Source organism: Paenibacillus alkalitolerans, from assembly GCF_016482785.1.
In the GTDB taxonomy this organism is placed as follows: Bacteria; Bacillota; Bacilli; order Paenibacillales; family YIM-B00363; genus Paenibacillus_AE; species Paenibacillus_AE alkalitolerans.
In genome coordinates this window covers 163,020-180,324 of sequence record NZ_JAEMXM010000003.1, presented here as the reverse complement: position 1 = coordinate 180,324, position 17,305 = coordinate 163,020, and the positions used below count along the sequence as shown (strand labels likewise).

Genomic DNA, 17,305 nt, shown 5'->3' with positions numbered 1-17,305 from the left:
ATGTTAGTAAACTTCTTTTTCGAATCGGTCTATTTGTTCCTTGGTGCCGATGATCACCATGATATCCTTCTCGTGAACTTTATCGTCGGCTGTAGGGGCGACAGTGACGCCTTCTTTCCTGTTGATCGCCACCACGCTGAATCCGTATTTGGCGCGCAGGTTCATTTCCTTCAACGAGTGCCCCGACAGCTTTCCCGGCACGGATAGTTCCGCAATGTTGTAATCCTTGGATAATTCGATATAATCGAGCAAATTAGGCGAAATAAGCTGGTGCGCCACACGCTCCCCCATATCCCTCTCCGGAAAAATAACCCTGTCGGCGCCCAGACGGTCAAGAACCTTACCGTGCAATTGCGATAACGCTTTGGCTACAACCATCTTCACACCGAGATCCTTCAACAAAATAGCGGTCATAATGCTCGCCTGGATGTCGTTTCCGATCGCAACGACTACGCAATCGAAATTGCGGATCCCTATCGAACGCAGCACTTCTTCGTCCGTCGTATCAGCCACGATGGCATGCGTGAGACTGCGGGCTACGTCGTTGATAATATCTTCATCTTTGTCTATGCCCAGTACCTCATATCCTTCTTTCATCAAGGTCAACGCCAAGCTTGAACCGAACCTGCCAAGGCCGATGACGGCAAATTGTTTCATTTTCATCTTACATTTACTCCTTATCTATCCGATAATAATTTTTCCTTCCGGATGCTGGTACAATTCTTTTTCTTTCTTAGGGCCCAGTGCGTAAGCGAGTGTAAGCGGACCGAGACGTCCCGCAAACATGGTCAATACAATCATGATTTTCCCGAATGTCGTCAAATGCGGAGTCAACCCCATGGAGAGACCGACCGTACCGAATGCGGAAGTCGCTTCAAACAATATCACCAGAAACTGCACATCTTCCGTCGTCGATAAAATCATCGTCACGCCAATAACCAATAATAGCGCCATCATGGTGAGGGTAATCGCTTTATAAACCCTCTCTTTCGCCAAGCGGAATTCGAAAAACACGACGTCTTCCTTTCCCCTTGTCATTGTTATCAATGCGCCGATAAGAGTCGCGAAGGTCGTTGTCTTGATTCCCCCGCCTGTAGAACCCGGCGATGCGCCGATAAACATCAATATGATAATGAAAAATTGCGTTGCCTGCCGGAGTCCCGCTATATCCAACGTATTGGCGCCGGCCGTTCTTGGAGTAACGGACTGGAAGAAAGAAGCCAATACTTTCCCCAACCCGTTCAATGAGCCGAGAGTTCTGGGATTAGTATATTCAAATATAAAAATAACCACCGCTCCGACTATGATCAATACGGCGGACGTGCTTAGAACCACTTTGGAATGGAGCGACAGCCTGCGGTTTCTTTTAACGTCGATAATGTCTGAAAGGACTACAAATCCGAGGCCGCCAAGGATGATCAACGACATTGCGACAATATTCATCACCGCATCGTCGGCGTAAACGGTCAAGCTTCGAAAATCTCCGAACAGATCGAAACCTGCGTTATTGAACAACGAGACGGCGTGAAACATGCCGAAATACATCCCCTCTTTCCAACCCAGGTCGAAAGAAAGCCGAATCGAAAAGATGATAGCCGCGGTCAACTCAATAACGAGAGAATATACGATAACTTTCTGTATGAGCCTTACAATGCCTTCCATGGACCCTTGATTCATCGCTTCCTGCAGGATTAACCGCTCGCGAAGCGAGATTTTTCTTTTGAATGCGAAGGCAAACAGCGTCGCCATGGTCATGAAACCGAGTCCGCCTACTTGAATGAGCAGCATAATGACGATCTGTCCGAATGTCGTGAAGAACGACCCCGTATCGACCACAACCAGCCCGGTTACGCATGTAGCGGAAGTGGCCGTAAACAGCGCGTCAATAAACGAAAGAGGCTGCCCGGTGGCCGACGCCATCGGAAGCGACAGCAGGAAAGCGCCAATCAATATGATCGAAGCGAAGCCAAAGACCAATATTCGAGGCGGAGTGAAAAATTTTGTAATCGCCGCCAACCGTAAGCCTCCCATCGCCTGATCTCTGTACTTTACATAGTAACTTGCCCACGTTTTCATTTTGAAATTCTTTCCTCCATCATGCATACACCGGATCGCCTGCCATTTTGGACAACAAAAAACCGCAGAGGCATGCAGCCCTGCGGTCACGAAAGATCACAAGTTCACACATCCTCTCCATCCACGCTTACGAGGTTAGCTGCCGGATTCGGGCGGTGAGAGTCGCCCTACGCTTGCTCAAGCCGATGTCGTCGGTCGCAAGCGATTCACCCCATGCCTGCCGCAGCGCTCGACTCTCACATCGAGGTGCGGTTTGCGGTTGGGTCCCCCGTTTTCCAATTGCGGAAACTCAGCGATCAAGATGCTATTCACTTCGGATTCGTTCGAATCATGAATTGAATATTACTCCTCAAATCCGAAGGTGTAAAGGCTCCTTTCCTCGGCCTTTGCTTGAAAAATCCTGAAAACGGAGTTGCGGCCGAGGTGCGTTGTGCACGGTCTGACAATTTCTTTAGTTATCTCATGTTTCCTTCGATTTTCAACTCAACCACAAGTAAGCTGCGTTTTTTCAGGTCTATGCCGCCAACGTCCGTACAAAGCGTACACAAGCAAATCCTAAGGTCTGAACGTCCAGCTGATTTGACCGCTATGAGGTACTTCGAATAGAACTTTATATTCCGTAGATTTCTTGACATCAAAAGCCACCTCACCACGAACTTTCCCGCCCGGCGGAATTTCTCCGCCAAGGTAGTCCTTGCCGCCAATATACCAAGTGATCCAATACTTATTTCCGTCGGCATCCAGCAGTCCTATTTGCGTTCCGGAATCAACCGTCATGCGTCTTCGCTTGCAGCGGCAATGTGATGGTGACCGTCGTACCGGTTCCCGCCTTGCTTTCATAGACTATCTTGCCGTTCATAGTTTCAATTATGCGTGTTGCCACGGCCGTACCTAAACCTGTGCCTACTTCCTTCGTCGAGAAAAACAAGGTTCCGATCCGGGAAAGCTGCTCGGCGGTCATGCCTTTGCCGTTATCTGAGATTGTGATTTTGACCTTACCGCCCGCACATGTTGAATTGACTTTGACTTCGCCCCTTGACTCGGTAGCCTCAATAGCATTCTTTATTACATTTACCAAAGCTTGTTGTAATTGACCTCGATCCGTGTATAAATATAAGCCTTCCTCAAAGTTGCCCTCGAGCTTCACATTGTTGTTGCCTGCCATCGGCGTTAACAGCGTAACGATGTGATGCAAGACATCCGACAGAGCGAACGATTCCACTCTCGTCAAGTTTGGTTTGGAAAAATTCAAATAATCGGTAATGATGGACTCCGCTCTCGTAAGCTCCCCCATTGCGAGATCCAAGTATTGTTGATTTTTCCCGACCTCGTTCGGACGCATAAGTTGAAGAAAGCCCCGCACAACCGTCAACGGATTACGAATCTCGTGCGCAATGGAAGCGGCCAATTCTCCTAATGTTTTCATTTTTTCGGCTCTTAGAATGTCGGCTTTCATCTTGGATCTTTCATAATTCAACTCTTCCAGCATCGACGACAGCCATACGGCCAGTACTTGCACCACTGCAAACATTAATACCGCCGGTATAACTTGAAAGCGTTCGTCCGCTTCTTGGACTTGATTTAAGAACGTGTATGAAACCAGAATGGTTAACATCACTACAGAAGGAAGAAGTGAGACCAGCACCGTGGACCTTATTCTCGACCCTCCCGTTAACGCGCGTATTTTCTTGGCAAGCAACAATGGTCCGAGGAATGCCAATGAAATACTGACATATCCGAACAAAAGCGCGTTTCCGCCCAGATACGTCCGGGTGGCCAATATCATGACGAAGTTAATGACACCGGCAATGATCCCCCCATATATGGTAGAAATGATAAGCGGTATGTACCGCAAGTCCCAATATAAATCGAGAGCATAAAAGGAAAAAATCAAACAAAGCGAGGAAGCGGCCCCTTGAAGCAATCCGATCGCATACGGAGATTGAGCATGAGGCCATCTGTCCGCGAAGGCGGTTTTCACTAACACGGGAGAAAGAACGATCAGAACGTTAAGAAACAATTTTTCAAGTAACATGATTCGCGCACCGCCTCCGATCACTATATAGTTTCTTGGAGCATGCCGCATTTTCCTGCAACCGCTTTCGACTCTGGAAAGGGAAAAAGGTGAACTTCACTCGAAGTCGCCGATTATTTAGTGTAAAATTTTGTGTAATAATTTCCGGCGGGGGGATGAGCGGTACTATGAAAATCAATATTCTTTCTCTAATCTTGATCATCTCAATGGTTGCATCGGTTGCATGCTCGAAACAGAACGACACATCCGGCGTCAACGCCGATGTCGAAGCCGAAACTCAAACCGATGGCAAAGCCGAAGCAGATACCGGGGCCGAGTCGGGGGACGGGACTGAACAAACCGGTTCCGAAAGTCGGGGATATACCGTGTTAGCGGAAAAATTGCTCATTCCATGGGCCATTGCTTTTGACGGGGACACGGTCTATATCAGTGAACGGGCAGGAAGCATCGTCAAAATCGAAGAAGGCGCTGTGACTCGGCAGCCGGTGCGTCTTAAGAAAAACACGAAAAACGAAGGAGAAGGCGGTTTTCTCGGGTTTGTGCTTGCTCCCGATTTTGCGAAGACAAGGCAGGCCTACGCTTACCATTCCTACGAGGAATCGGCAAGCATACTCAACCGTATCGTGCTGTTAGAAGAAAAGGACGACGGATGGGAAGAGGTCAAAGCATATATCGAAAACATTCCCGGCTCCTACATCCATGATGGGGGCAGAATGGCGATCGGGCCGGACAACCACCTCTATATCACAACGGGGGATGCCGGGATTAGGGAATTGCCGCAGGATCGGAACAGCTTGGCAGGCAAAATACTCCGTATGACGTTAGACGGGAAAATACCGGCGGACAACCCATTTCCGAATTCCTACGTATATTCGTACGGCCACCGCAATTCTCAGGGAATCGATTGGAATGACGAAGGGATCATGTACAGTTCCGAACACGGCCCTTCCGGCACTCCGGGCGGTCATGACGAATTGAACGTCATCGAACCGGGCGGCAACTACGGATGGCCGAACATTATCGGGGACGAACAAGGCGAGGGAATGACAACGCCCATATACCATACCGGTGACGAAGCCATTGCGCCTTCGGGGATCGCGATCGATTCGGAAAACCGTATTCTCGTCGCCGCGTTGCGGGGCCAAAAGCTGTTCCGGTACGATCCGAAAGACAAGACGATGGAAGCGCTGCTCGAACATGAAGGAAGGCTTCGCGATGTAAAGATACACAACGGAAAAATCTACGTGATCACCAACAATACTGACGGCAGAGGAAATCCATCGGAAGGGGACGACCGGCTTCTTGTGTTGAAGTAACTTTATCTACATTGGCTCCTGATTTCACTGAAAAATCAGGAGTTTTTTTGGAGGTGTAGGAGGGATGATTATGGAAGCTCTTTTAGCGACGGAAGTTAGAGCGAATATGAGCAGTTTTATTGATACCGTCGTACGCGAAAAGCCGCAAGCCGTGCGCCGGAACCGTGACATCATTTTCGCTGCATCTAGGGAACATATGCGTTTTTTTCTTTCCGTCTATGAATTGAATTTCGAATATGAGCAGGATGAAGACGGGCGGTATGCGGGCAGCATCAAAGAGATCGATTTTATCGTTGCGGACTCAGAGACCATTGAAGAACTTCGTTTCGAATTGGCACGTCAGTTGGTTGAATATTCACAAGACTATATCGCAAACTACCCTAGGTATTATAACGCCCCTAATACTCATGCTCACGCACCATACATTGTTCGCGTCTTGCTTGAAGACGACGTCGAATCCGTAGCCCGTTTGCTGCACGGTTAAGAATGCCGAGTTGGAAAGACCAAGAGCGCTGGTTAATTAAAAATTTTCACGGTAACACAACACACTCTCCACCCAACTATAACACCGCTCCAGCTCTTCGTCGCTTATAGCATCCGATCTGTGTTCGAACATAACTTTAATGCCGGGATTTTCTTCTCTAATGATCTCCAAATACTCTTCTATCGGCGCCCAGCCGTCTTTCGGCTTCTGTTCCGGCAGTACGGGGTGATGGTTGTATTCAACTTTATCCGTCACAGTATTGGCCGATCAAAAAATTTCTCATTCCGGTTCCACTCCCCTTTTTACAAAACATACCCGCAAACTCGCGAAACGGCCTCTTCCACACTTATAACCGTCTGTTCGCCGCTCCTGCGCTCCTTATACTCGACCATTCCTTCGCCTGCCCGCTTGCCGATCGTTATTCGGACAGGAATGCCGATCAGATCGGCGTCTTTGAACTTAACGCCCGGACGTTCCTCCCGATCGTCGAGCAGCACCTCGACTCCTCTTTGCTTGAGCCGCACATACATGTCTTCCGCCAGCTGCATTTGTCCATTGTCGGCAACCGCCACGACAATCATATGGACATGAAACGGCGCAATCGAAGCCGTCCAAACAATTCCGTCCGGATCACGGTTTTGTTCCACAATCGCGGACAAAATGCGTGAAATCCCTATTCCGTAACATCCCATGATCATGCTTCGGTTGTGCCCGGAATCGTCTAATACCGCCGCTCCCAGCTTGCCGCTGTACTTCGTTCCCAGCTTAAATACGTGCCCGATTTCAATTCCCCGATGAAACTGCAGCGTTCCGGAACATTGCGGACAGGGGTCGCCTTGCGCGGCATTTCGAATATCGTGCGCTGCGTCTGCTTGAAAATCCCGTCCGGGCACGACATTTTTCAGGTGGTGGTCCTTCTTGTTGGCCCCGGCAATAACCGCACCTATCGCTGTCACTTCTTTGTCCGCCAATATTGGGACGGATAGACCGACCGGTCCCGCAAAACCGACCGGCGCGCCTATAACCTGTTCCGTTGTCGCAGTATCGGCCAATTCGAGTTGTTCGGCGCCGAGGGCATTTTTTAATTTAATCTCGTTAACCTCGCGGTCTCCACGGACCAATACGGCAACCGGGTTTCCGTCCGACATATAAATAAGTGTCTTTACAATGTGTTTGGCGTCAACGCCCGTGAAGCCAACCAACTCATTAATGGTCTTAATATTCGGCGTGCTGAACATTTCATATGGTGCTTCAATATCGGCGAACGTTTCGGACGAATTTCGGTAACCGGCTTCCGCCTTCTCCAAGTTAGCGGCATAGTCGCAATCCGTGCATGTGACGACCGTATCTTCGCCGATGTCCGCCAACGCCATAAATTCGTGAGTACCACCTTCCCCGCCGATCGCTCCGGGATCCGCTTGTACGGCCCGAAAGTTCAATCCGCATCGGGTAAAGATTTTGGTATACGCCTCATACATGCGCCAGTACGAATGATCGAGACTTTCCCAATCCGCATGGAAAGAATAAGCGTCCTTCATAAGGAACTCGCGCCCCCGAAGCAATCCGAATCGAGGCCGTCTCTCGTCGCGGAATTTCGTTTGGATCTGATACAATACCAGAGGAAGCTTACGATAGGACGAAACTTCATTTCCGACTAACGACGTAATCACTTCTTCATGGGTCGGGCCAAGCGCAAATTCCCGATCATGCCGGTCTTTGAAACGGATCAATTCCTCACCGTACACCTGGTAGCGGCCGGACTGATGCCACAGCTCCGCCGGCTGCATGGCGGGCATGAGGATTTCCAGTGCATCAATATGATCCAACTCTTCCCGGACGATATTTGCGACTCTATTGAGCACACGCCATCCGAGCGGCAAATAGGCGTACACCCCGGCAGCCGTCTGCCGTATAAATCCCGCGCGCAGCAGCAGTTGATGACTCGCCGCCTCCGCCTCCGAGGGAGCCTCACGTAACGTTGGAATCAACATTTTATTTTGGCGCATGCAGCATCCTCCATTTCAATTGAAATAAAAAAACGCACTCGTAAGGGACGAATGCGTTCGTGGTACCACCCTAAATTCAAGCATCTCAAATAAAAATGCTCCTCTATCGGATAACGGGCTGACCCCGGCATCGGCTACTTAGCTTACGCGGCGTTCACCAATGCGGCTACCAAGGCGGGACATGCTTATTCGTACCGGGAAATCTTTCAGCCTGCGGATTTCCTCTCTTGAACGGCCGGATACAAGCATTAGTCCTTGGTCGAAGCCTTTTGCTGTAATTTCAAATAATTTACATCATATTGTCCCATCCGTCAAGCAAATGAAAGTTGGAAATTAGCAGGAAAAGCCGGCCGCTACTTCGAACTTATTATTCACCTGCAATTGGAGGTGGAGAATGCACGACGCATTGCTGACAGAAATCATTGACACGATCAAGAAAGAGTTAGGTATCGCCGTACATAGCTCCGAATCCATCCGCCGCGGTTATCTAAACGAGAAATGGATTTTGGAAACAAACAAAGGTACATTATTTGCGAAAAGCTATCATCCGCACAGGTACCGCAACCATCTGTCGACGATTTGGGACGAAATCGCCGCCGCTCTTCGTCTTCAGATGATATTCCACCAATCCGGAGGGTTGTGCCCGAGACTTTATTGTAACGAGGAGCAAAGCTATTTGCATGCCGTGCCTTCCGGAAGGAAGTTTGTATTAATGGAGTTCCAACCGGGTGAAATGGTCACAGTGGGACAAGTGAACGAGCTGCAAATGTACAGCCTGGGAATGACGACAGCGGAAATGCATAATGCATGGAATCCAAGCGATGAAGGAATGCAAGGCGTGAATCGTCCCGAAGAGCCTGTATGGAAATTAGACAAAACGAAGATGATTCAATCTTGGTACGATCGATGGGAACAGGTCAAGACAGCTTCGCTAAGTACCCGCTATGCTTTGCAATTGCAGAGGGACGTCCTCGATCAGCTTGATGATCATTCTTTTGCTGAAAGCAGCCCGGGTTGGACGCACCTCGATCTCTGGGTGGATAACTTGTTGTTCGCTCCGGATCGTCTGTCCGCTATCGTCGATTTCGATAGAATCCGATATTCCTTTCCCCTCTTGGATATTGGAAGGGCGATTTTATCCTGCTCATTAAGCGGGGGTATATTTCGTCAAGACATTGCCGCGGCGTTCGCCGAAGGGTACCGCAAAATCCGTCCATTGCCTAAGAGAGAACTATTGAACGGGGTACGTCATTGCTGGTTGATCGAATCATTCTGGTGGCTGCGGCCGTCAATGGAATTATTCAGCACGGCTCCGAAGAGGTTTGCGGAAGAAATGATATGGACCGCCGCTCAGTGGGATTCGCTGGAGAAAGTATTGGGGGAAATATGAAGCCTCGTTCGATGCGACGGTACTTCGAAAGCAAAAATCACCGTACTTCAAAGCTTCAAAGTGCGGTGATTTTCGCTCCACTTCGCAGAACCTTCTATAATCTCTTGTATTTGACATCTAGAAGCGAGACCACGGCATCCAAAGAATCCTGCATCATAATCTTAAGGACATATGGGAAATGTCCTTTCCGATTAGGTGCGTTAAAGTGCAAGTAAAAATGGTCTTGGTCCATGTATTCTTGAGCATACTCAACTAACTCTTTAGCCAGTGCGTTCACTGCTTCTTCCCGCGTTTCACCGGATGCAAAGATATCATCGATTTCAATACTGGTTGCCAAAAACGAGCCGTCACTGTCGGGCTCTACTGTAACGTTGAATTGAAGATATTGCAAAGCTGCTGCAAATTGATTTGTATTAATCATAATGAAGTGGTCTGAGTGCCTGTTTACAACAGCAGGTGCTTTATGGATTACCGTATCTACAACCTCGCGAAAATTTTTACGCACATCCGATGATTTCAAAGCTGATGCGTGCATAAACACACCTCCCCACCTCCAATACTAACATATGACAGCGGCTTGTACAATTTGTACGTTTTGTACGATTTGCAACTATTGTCACCTTTGTGTTTCAAACTTATACAAGCTTTTATAACCGGCTTCTTACACGCTGCAACACATTCTGCTTTGTTTCTGCCGATTTCTTGAGAATAGCCGCTCCCGCTTCTAAATACTTCTGCTTCAAGCCGTCATTTTTAATGCTGCCCAAGTTAATTTCGACGGTAATCCATGCCGACTGAATTGCCGCCTCCAGCATAATTACAGCGATCCCAAGGTCCGATATAACGTTCTTATTCACTTGGTTCGTTACTTCTTCCAAGACATTTATTATTTCCTCGCACCGCATCATTAGTTCAAGCGGTACATCTGCGGCGCGTTTAGCTGCTTCCTGTATGGCATATGACCGGGCGGCTTTTTCTTGTTCCGATCTCTTAGGCATGCTCAACGCGGTCATGTAGCTATTAAAGCAATCCATATCTTTCATCAAAATGTTCTCAAATTGTTCAATTGCCGATACCATTTTACCGACAACAGCTTTCATGTCATCCTGCATCGCTTCATATTTGGAACCGACAGTTATATTCGCGACCATTGCCCCCATAGATGCCCCCAGCGCCGCAGCTAGAGCCGCTATACTTCCCCCGCCCGGTGTGGGCGACTTCGAACCGGCCTCTTCTAAGAATTGTCGGATGGACTGATCAAACACCGCCATGCTTGTTCACCTCGCCGTCTTTTTGCAGAACCATTGCTTTCATCAAATTTTCAAACAAGATAACGCTCGTTAAAGTCCCTACTCCGCCGGGCACAGGCGTCATCGCCTTCACCGCATCGAATACCTCCGGCGATACGTCCCCTGTTATTCCGCTTCCCGTATCGTTAATGCCGGCATCAATGACGACAAGCTCAGGATGAACCATATCGCACGTGACGAGTCCGGCTTTTCCCGCGGCTGATATCAAAATTTCCGATTTTGCAATGTGGGCGGACAAATCTTTCGTATGCGAATGACAAATGGTTAGTGTGGCGTTCTCTCGCAGCAGCAGGTGCATGAGCGGTCGTCCGACAGTCTCTCCGCGCCCAATAAGAGTTACGTTGCTTCCCCGTAACGGAAATCCAAAATGTTGAAGGATTCGGATGCACGATTGCGGAGTAGCAGGAAATAATCCTTTACCGCCCGTCATACATGCCAGTTTATTCGCCGACGATATTCCGTCCACGTCTTTAAGAGGAAAAATATCATCCGACAGCTTTTGCACGCTAATGTGTTTCGGAACCGGCAGCTCCAGCATAATGCCGTGAACGTCCGAGTCCGAATTTAGCTTGTCGATTTCCTCAAGAAGCCGACGTTCGGTAACATCGTCATCGAATGTCAGCAAGTGAAATGCTATACCGAGCTTACGAGCCAGCTTTTCTTTTACTTTAGCGTAGTACTCCGACGCGGGATCGCCTTTCACCAATATGGTGCACATCGCGGGTTGTATGCCCCGTTCTTTCCATTCAGTCACCTGTAGCTTGATTGAGTCCGCTAGTTGATCCGCCAATTGTTTTGTTTTTAACATCATGCCCATTCCGTTCGCCTCCATCAATTATGATAGAAAACAAAAAAAGTATTCGATGGCCGGTTCGACCACCAAATACTTTGCCCAGGCGTTCGGCTGTATTGCCATGTGCTCCCCCGTGGTATCCACGTTACGCCAGTTACACATAGACGATTTTGCTAAAATCAGTATATCAATTTCCAGTGGGATTTGTAACTAGCTCTCCAGCATTTCGTTGAGAGCATTCGGAAACAGAGGATTAGTCAGCTCAAGAACAGCTTTAGCGTACAGTTGAATTTCCACTTGAGCGTCATGGGCCAGCCGCTGATTTAAGAAGTGAGCAACCGACTGAAGCGACGCCGTCCAATACCAACGGACATACATTCCATATGCGGGCAAGAACAGCCTCGCTTGCTCGGCGCATACACCGTCCGCTAATGCCGCTTCGTACTTTGCGACTCCCTGTTCTACATACTCCATCAATTCGCGCGTAAGCTTCTCGCCCAGTTCCGGCTCAACCGCGTCTCCGCTGCCTTGTTTGCTGTTCTCGGGCTTGCCTCTCCATTGATCCTTGGAAGGAATGTAAAATGTCGGTTCTTCCGTAATATATCTTCTGCTGGATTCGTTCCACGCCTCCAAACTGTCGCCGGTTCCTTCATAATGAGCGGATCCGGTTACGTATTTCCACCACTGCCTGCAAATCATTAGCGGCGCATAGACTTCAAATTGCAATACTGCATGGCGAAAAGGAGACGTATGACCCTCTTTGGCAAGAAATTTAATGAGCTTGATATCTTTCTCGGTTAACTCCTTCGATTCCTTCGCATAAGAAACACGCGCAGCGTTAACTACCGTTAGATCGGAGCCCATGTGATTGACCAGCCTGACGTAACCCTTATCCAGCACATCGATAATATTCAAAATGTCCAACTCCGTTTCTACCTTTTCGCAATGTAAATAAAGTCCGGTGCGACATTATGCCCTAGCTCTACCGCTATCTCTTCCACGTCAGCGAAATACTCCTGCAGTCGTCTCTTAAAAATCGGAGAGGCAGACGCACTCCAAAAGGATATCACACCATTCGGACGCAACAGACGGGAAACAGCCGCCAACCCCTCCTCCCGATAAAGGGAATTATTACTCTCAAACACGGTCCAATCGGGACCGTTGTCAATATCCAGGCAGACTACGTCAAATTTGTCCTCCGTCTGAAACATCCACCAAATCATGTCGTCATTAACTATTTTGGTTTTCGCGTTATCCAATGTGCTGCCAGAGAATGAAGATAAATATATCTTGTTCCATTGTATAATTTTTTCCTCTATTTCTACTACTGTAACTCGTTGAACATTGGTATAGTTTAAAGCTTCCGCCAACGAATAACCGACTCCCAGACCGCCGATAAGAACGGAGCAGTTTCCTTGGGCCGCAGGCATCCATCGCCTTTTTCACTAACAGCCTTTCAGACCCGCCGTTGCGGGTAGCCATTAGGAATGTTCCATTGCTTATGATTTCGTAGTCGGCTCCCCTGCGCTGCAGTTGAATTTCTCCTCTAGGCGTCGTATGACGTTCAATGATCTCAAGCTCATTCGGATTCATCCTAGCTGTTCCCATTTCGCCCACATTTCCCTTGGATTCAGCTCATAAATCTCTTTTTCTCTAAACATGTAGTGATGCATTATGAATTCACGGCGGATCGTGGCAAAATCGTGGTGGTAGTTTTTGATGAAATCATTGATCTCTTTTTCCTTGTACTTCTTGCCGACCTCCAAGTTTTGCACGATATATTCGAATACGATAAGCTTCTTTTTCAGTTGAGACGGTATTTGCTTGAGCTTCCCGTCATCCGTAAAGAAATTTTTCAGTACGGAATCCCGCAGCTTCTCATTCTTGCCGCCGGCAATTTGACTCACTTCGTCACTCTCCTTCTTATGCTGGTTGATTAGATTGATTAAGGCTCCATCGGTTTTCTCAAGCAAATAACGAGAAACGCTGTAATACGACGTATTCTTTTCCCTGCGCTCCGCCACAATTCCAACCTCCTTCAATTTTGCGATATGGTGTGTGATCGTGGCGGGCGTTACGCCTAATTTTTCCGCTAACGTAAGTCCGTTCATTTCCTCATTCGATAGCAAAATGAGAATTCTGATCCGGTTGCGGTCCGCTAACGCTTTATAGAAGTTAACAAGTTTATCGAGCTGCATGGGAGTCGACTCCTTAGATAATTACCTAATTAGATAGTTGTTAAATTAGATAGTAATTAAATGGCCAGGTTTTGTCAATGGTTAATCTGTTATGTTATCTCCGATTACCGACTTTCTGCTAATGAAATCGGCTTAATGACGCTAAAATGCGGCTGCTGCAAGCGGCCATCGCATAGCCGGGTCGATTCTCGTTTTGTCGCCTTTCCTGACAAATAACACGAGTCAATCTGTCTAATAAGCCGAATATGCTGACTAACGGAACGGAGATGCAGAAAAGCCTCCGCTGCCGGAGGCCTTGCATCGATGCCGTTTAATCTCTTTTCACACTTGCAATTCCCAGCCGCCACCGCATATAATTGGATAAATATTGAAAAGCATCGAAGAGAAAGAGTAGTCGGGCAATTTCTTTGTACAGAGAACTCCGGGAAGCTGAGAAGGAGTAAAGATACGTCCGATGAACATGGTCTCTGAGCTGCGCATCGAACCCTCATCAGGAAGTAGGCTGCGCCGGGCGCTCCCGTTACAGGGCTAGGGTATAAACACCGATTGGTGCCGTACCTGAAGAGGTCGATACTGTGAAGTACCGATGAAGCTTGGGTGGTAACGCGTGAGATTAGCTCTCGTCCCTTATTTGGGGACGGGAGCTTTTTATTTCAAGGAGGTTGATGGACAATGAGCATCTTTATCGGCGGAGCCTGGCCTTACGCCAACGGTTCGCTTCATTTGGGGCGGGTGGCGGGCATTTTGCCGGGGGACATTCTTGCCCGCTATTTCCGGTTGAAAGGAGAAGACGTTCTGTATGTTTCGGGAAGCGATTGCCACGGGACTCCAATTTCCATATTGGCCAATCAAGAAGGGGTTTCCCCGAAACAAATCGCCGACCGGTACCACAACGAATTTGTCGAATGCTTTCGCAAGCTCGGCTTCTCTTACGATTTATATTCACGAACGGACGATCCGCACCATCATGGAGTCGTGCAGAAATTGTTCCTTACATTGTTGAAAAACGGCCGCATCTACAAAAAATCCGTCGAACAAACGTACTGTACCGCTTGCGATCGGTTCTTGCCGGACAGGTATGTCGAAGGTACGTGTCCCCATTGCGGTCAGATCGCCAGAGGCGATCAATGCGACTTTTGCTCCTCGCTGCTTGACCCGTTGGACCTTCACGACAAAAAATGCAAGCTGTGCAAGAACAGTCCCTCCACTCGTAGTACGGAACATTTTTTCTTGGCACTGTCGAAGTTCCAATCCGAGTTGGAACAGTATGTGAACAAGGCATCTTCCGGATGGAGGCCAAATGCGATCGAGTTCACCCGAAGATATCTTAAGGAAGGCTTACATGACCGCGCGGCGACAAGAGACTTGGATTGGGGAGTGGACGTGCCGTTGGAAGGATTCGAGGGCAAAAAGGTGTACGTCTGGATTGAAGCGGTGAGCGGATATTTGTCTGCGAGCATCAAGTGGGCCAAGGAGAACGGCACCCGCTGGGAGAAGTATTGGTCTGAGAATACGACAGCGTATTACGTTACGGGAAAGACAATATCCCCTTCCACACTATAATTCTGCCTGCGCTGTTATTGGGTGCCGGGAATCTCCATGTGCCGGACAAAATCATCTCGAGCGAATATTTGACGCTTGAGGGCAGAAAGTTTTCCACCAGCCGGAACTGGGCCGTATGGGTCCCTTACATTCTGGAGCGATATCACCCGGATTCCGTTCGATACTTCCTTATCGCGAACGGACCTGAAAACAGGGATGCGGATTTCTCATGGCGGGAGTTTATATACAGCCATAACGGCGAGCTGCTCGGCGCTTTCGGCAACTTTGTCCATAGAAATTTGGTGTTTATCGGGAAGTCTTTTGAAGGAAAAGTGCCCTTGTCGCACATAGACCCCGCCGTCAAACAACAAATAGAAGCTCTGTACGCACATGCGGGGGAATTGATTGAACGGGGACATTTTAAAGAGGGGCTTGAAGCGATATTTGCCTTTATTCGAAGGTCAAATAAGTACTTCGATGAAAGGAAGCCATGGGTTCAAAATAAGGAGGACCCTTCCGGCTGCGGCGCTACGTTGTATACGTGCGTGCAAATTATAGCGAATTTGTCGAACCTGCTTGCGCCGTTTCTGCCTTTCTCCTGTGACAAGATCAGATATTTCTTAAACATAGATGGAGCCCGGTGGGGATATATCGAGGTTCCTCCGGGACAAAAGCTCGAACCGCCTGAAGTGTTGTTCGAACGGATCGATGTAAGCAGGATCGAGGAGGAAGTGAACAATCTCTCCTGAACGAATAGTCCAAGGAAAAATCGCCCAATCTAAATGTGGGATTTTACATTAATGAGGGGGTGTCACCTTTGGATTTATCTTGGATTTGGAAGTCCTTCGTTCTAGTCGTCGCAGGGATGCTTTTGATGCGTATTTCGGGAAGGAAGTCCATCTCGCAAATGACGATAGCCACAACGGTAATCATGATCTCGATCGGTACGGTCATTGTGCAGCCGATTGCAAACAATGAAGTTTGGAAAGCGGTAGGCGCGGCTGCGATCTTCGTAGCGTCGCTTCTGATTATTGAATATTTACAATTAAAGTTTGACTGGTTCGAGAAATTCATGACCGGAGGCGCCAAGGTTGTGATCGAGAACGGGCAGATCAATCAAAATAATCTTCGAGCTATGCGCATAACCGTCGATCAATTGGAAATGCGGCTGCGGCAAAAAGGGGGCGCAAACATAAGCGATGTCAAAACCGCGACGGTCGAACCGAACGGGCAAGTCGGTTACGAATTAATGCGGCACGCGAAGCCGGTTACGATTGGAGAATTGGAGCGACTGCTCGGCTTGAAACAGGGTATTCCGACGGAACAGAGCATTCTCTTCCAGGAAGTGAAGCAGCACGAACATCCGAAACCGATCGATCCGGCTTTGCAGTGATTGCCAGCAATTACGGCATAGCACATTATGATTAACTTCACAGTCGTACACACCTGCTCACGTTCCCCACCTTTTACACGTTCGCTAATTTTCAAGCGGTTGAAACGTCGATTTACCTTCCTTCGTGGAGTATTCCGCGCGCGGTGGTTATGAAGTTGGGAAGGCGGCTAGCCTAACGTTGCCTTACCTGTATATGTTAACTGGCACGTTACCAGAGTATTCTCTCGTTTTATCCATCGTTCCAAAAGTCCTGTTAGTTGCGGAGCAATATTATCGTTTTCCCCCTCACTATTTGTAGTCGGTGCATGTATCTATATCGTTGCGATAACTGACCTGTTCACAGGGTTAAGTTCTTTCGGGATGTGCCGCCCGATTCATTCGGCACTGGGTGAGGTGTAAAAAACGACCCTGTGTATTACTTTCACAGGGTCGTAAACATGATTATTGTTCTAATATCTTTAATAATTTGATACCAATATCAGGTTGAAATATACCTTCTACTGTTTCAACATAAAATCTAATATCTTCTTTCATTTGATTCAAATCTTTAGTAGCAATTTGATTAACCTCTAATTCTCCATCTAAAAGTTTGGACAGTATTCGAAAACACGAAGAACTCCTACCTTCTATTTCCAAACCATCCAGTGCTTCAATCATTAGTTCGAGCAATTCTACTTCAGAATTCTCGAATCTCAACTTAAAATCACTCATATTGTCCTGTCCTTTTGTTTTATTTTGTCAAATCGCCGTCTAGTATTCTAT

17 protein-coding genes, 1 pseudogene, 2 riboswitches and 1 other annotated feature are annotated in these 17,305 nt (G+C 48.1%); of the genes and pseudogenes, 5 read left to right on the top strand and 13 right to left on the bottom strand.

The features are described 5' to 3' along the window. Positions 1-3: 3 nt before the first annotated feature. The 4 genes from JET16_RS07525 to JET16_RS07510 all read right to left on the bottom strand — a co-directional run bounded on the left by JET16_RS07525 (position 4) and on the right by JET16_RS07510 (position 4,111). Entirely contained in the window at positions 4-663 is a 660-nt protein-coding gene (locus tag JET16_RS07525; RefSeq protein ID WP_199615196.1) for a potassium channel family protein, read from the bottom strand. Positions 664-681: 18 nt separating this feature from the next. After that, complete coding sequence (locus tag JET16_RS07520; protein ID WP_199615383.1) at positions 682-2,031, bottom strand: TrkH family potassium uptake protein; 1,350 nt, start codon at positions 2,029-2,031, stop codon at positions 682-684. A 153-nt stretch (positions 2,032-2,184) separates the two neighbouring features. Beyond that, a riboswitch (cyclic di-AMP (ydaO/yuaA leader) is annotated at positions 2,185-2,381 on the bottom strand. A 250-nt stretch (positions 2,382-2,631) separates the two neighbouring features. Continuing rightward, positions 2,632-2,853: a DUF4352 domain-containing protein gene (locus tag JET16_RS07515; RefSeq protein ID WP_199615195.1), complete on the bottom strand. Its 222-nt coding sequence runs from the start codon at positions 2,851-2,853 to the stop codon at positions 2,632-2,634. Next, entirely contained in the window at positions 2,843-4,111 is a 1,269-nt protein-coding gene (locus JET16_RS07510; RefSeq protein ID WP_199615194.1) for an ATP-binding protein, read from the bottom strand. Before JET16_RS07510 ends, JET16_RS07515 begins: the two co-directional genes overlap by 11 nt. 167 nt (positions 4,112-4,278) lie before the next feature. Between JET16_RS07510 and JET16_RS07505 the strand changes: the two genes are divergently transcribed. Together JET16_RS07505 and JET16_RS07500 are read left to right on the top strand one after the other, a co-directional pair. Next, positions 4,279-5,427: a PQQ-dependent sugar dehydrogenase gene (locus JET16_RS07505; protein ID WP_233531215.1), complete on the top strand. Its 1,149-nt coding sequence runs from the start codon at positions 4,279-4,281 to the stop codon at positions 5,425-5,427. 70 nt (positions 5,428-5,497) lie between these two features. Then, positions 5,498-5,911 (top strand): hypothetical protein, encoded by a 414-nt coding sequence (locus JET16_RS07500; RefSeq protein ID WP_233531214.1) that lies wholly within the window; start codon positions 5,498-5,500, stop codon positions 5,909-5,911. A 36-nt stretch (positions 5,912-5,947) separates the two neighbouring features. Here JET16_RS07500 and JET16_RS07495 read toward each other — a convergent pair whose 3' ends face one another. Together JET16_RS07495 and JET16_RS07490 are read right to left on the bottom strand one after the other, a co-directional pair. Continuing rightward, positions 5,948-6,166 (bottom strand): hypothetical protein, encoded by a 219-nt coding sequence (locus tag JET16_RS07495; RefSeq protein WP_199615192.1) that lies wholly within the window; start codon positions 6,164-6,166, stop codon positions 5,948-5,950. A 47-nt stretch (positions 6,167-6,213) separates the two neighbouring features. Then, positions 6,214-7,917 (bottom strand): proline--tRNA ligase, encoded by a 1,704-nt coding sequence (locus JET16_RS07490; RefSeq protein WP_199615191.1) that lies wholly within the window; start codon positions 7,915-7,917, stop codon positions 6,214-6,216. Positions 7,918-8,311: 394 nt separating this feature from the next. On the opposite strand from JET16_RS07490, the gene JET16_RS07485 reads away from it, so the two are divergent. Further along, on the top strand, positions 8,312-9,307 hold the full coding sequence (locus JET16_RS07485) for a phosphotransferase (protein ID WP_199615190.1): 996 nt from the start codon (positions 8,312-8,314) through the stop codon (positions 9,305-9,307). 94 nt (positions 9,308-9,401) lie between these two features. Here JET16_RS07485 and JET16_RS07480 read toward each other — a convergent pair whose 3' ends face one another. From JET16_RS07480 to JET16_RS07455, 6 genes are all read right to left on the bottom strand, one after another. After that, entirely contained in the window at positions 9,402-9,842 is a 441-nt protein-coding gene (locus tag JET16_RS07480; protein WP_199615189.1) for a hypothetical protein, read from the bottom strand. A 112-nt stretch (positions 9,843-9,954) separates the two neighbouring features. Beyond that, entirely contained in the window at positions 9,955-10,578 is a 624-nt protein-coding gene (locus tag JET16_RS07475; protein ID WP_199615188.1) for a cyclodeaminase/cyclohydrolase family protein, read from the bottom strand. After that, positions 10,565-11,434, bottom strand: coding sequence for a bifunctional 5,10-methylenetetrahydrofolate dehydrogenase/5,10-methenyltetrahydrofolate cyclohydrolase (locus JET16_RS07470; RefSeq protein WP_199615187.1), 870 nt, complete (start codon positions 11,432-11,434; stop codon positions 10,565-10,567). Before JET16_RS07470 ends, JET16_RS07475 begins: the two co-directional genes overlap by 14 nt. Positions 11,435-11,500: 66 nt before the next feature. Then, positions 11,501-11,578: riboswitch (ZMP/ZTP riboswitch) on the bottom strand. 42 nt (positions 11,579-11,620) lie between these two features. Then, positions 11,621-12,325: an FAD-dependent thymidylate synthase gene (thyX, locus tag JET16_RS07465; protein WP_199615186.1), complete on the bottom strand. Its 705-nt coding sequence runs from the start codon at positions 12,323-12,325 to the stop codon at positions 11,621-11,623. Positions 12,326-12,342: 17 nt separating this feature from the next. Continuing rightward, positions 12,343-12,780, bottom strand: a complete 438-nt coding sequence (locus tag JET16_RS07460; protein WP_233531205.1) for a spermine/spermidine synthase domain-containing protein — start codon at positions 12,778-12,780, stop codon at positions 12,343-12,345. A 219-nt stretch (positions 12,781-12,999) separates the two neighbouring features. Next, a complete protein-coding gene (locus tag JET16_RS07455) occupies positions 13,000-13,608 on the bottom strand; it encodes a DUF2087 domain-containing protein (protein WP_199615185.1) in 609 nt (202 codons plus the stop codon). Between the two features lie 368 nt (positions 13,609-13,976). After that, positions 13,977-14,239, top strand: a binding site (T-box leader). 41 nt (positions 14,240-14,280) lie between these two features. On the opposite strand from JET16_RS07455, the pseudogene metG reads away from it, so the two are divergent. Next, positions 14,281-15,899: pseudogene (gene metG, locus JET16_RS07450) on the top strand (methionine--tRNA ligase). A gap of 68 nt (positions 15,900-15,967) precedes the next feature. Continuing rightward, complete coding sequence (locus tag JET16_RS07445; RefSeq protein WP_233531204.1) at positions 15,968-16,543, top strand: DUF421 domain-containing protein; 576 nt, start codon at positions 15,968-15,970, stop codon at positions 16,541-16,543. A 441-nt stretch (positions 16,544-16,984) separates the two neighbouring features. On the opposite strand, the gene JET16_RS07440 is transcribed toward JET16_RS07445, so the two are convergent. After that, entirely contained in the window at positions 16,985-17,254 is a 270-nt protein-coding gene (locus tag JET16_RS07440) for a hypothetical protein (protein ID WP_199615184.1), read from the bottom strand. Positions 17,255-17,305 lie beyond the last annotated feature (51 nt).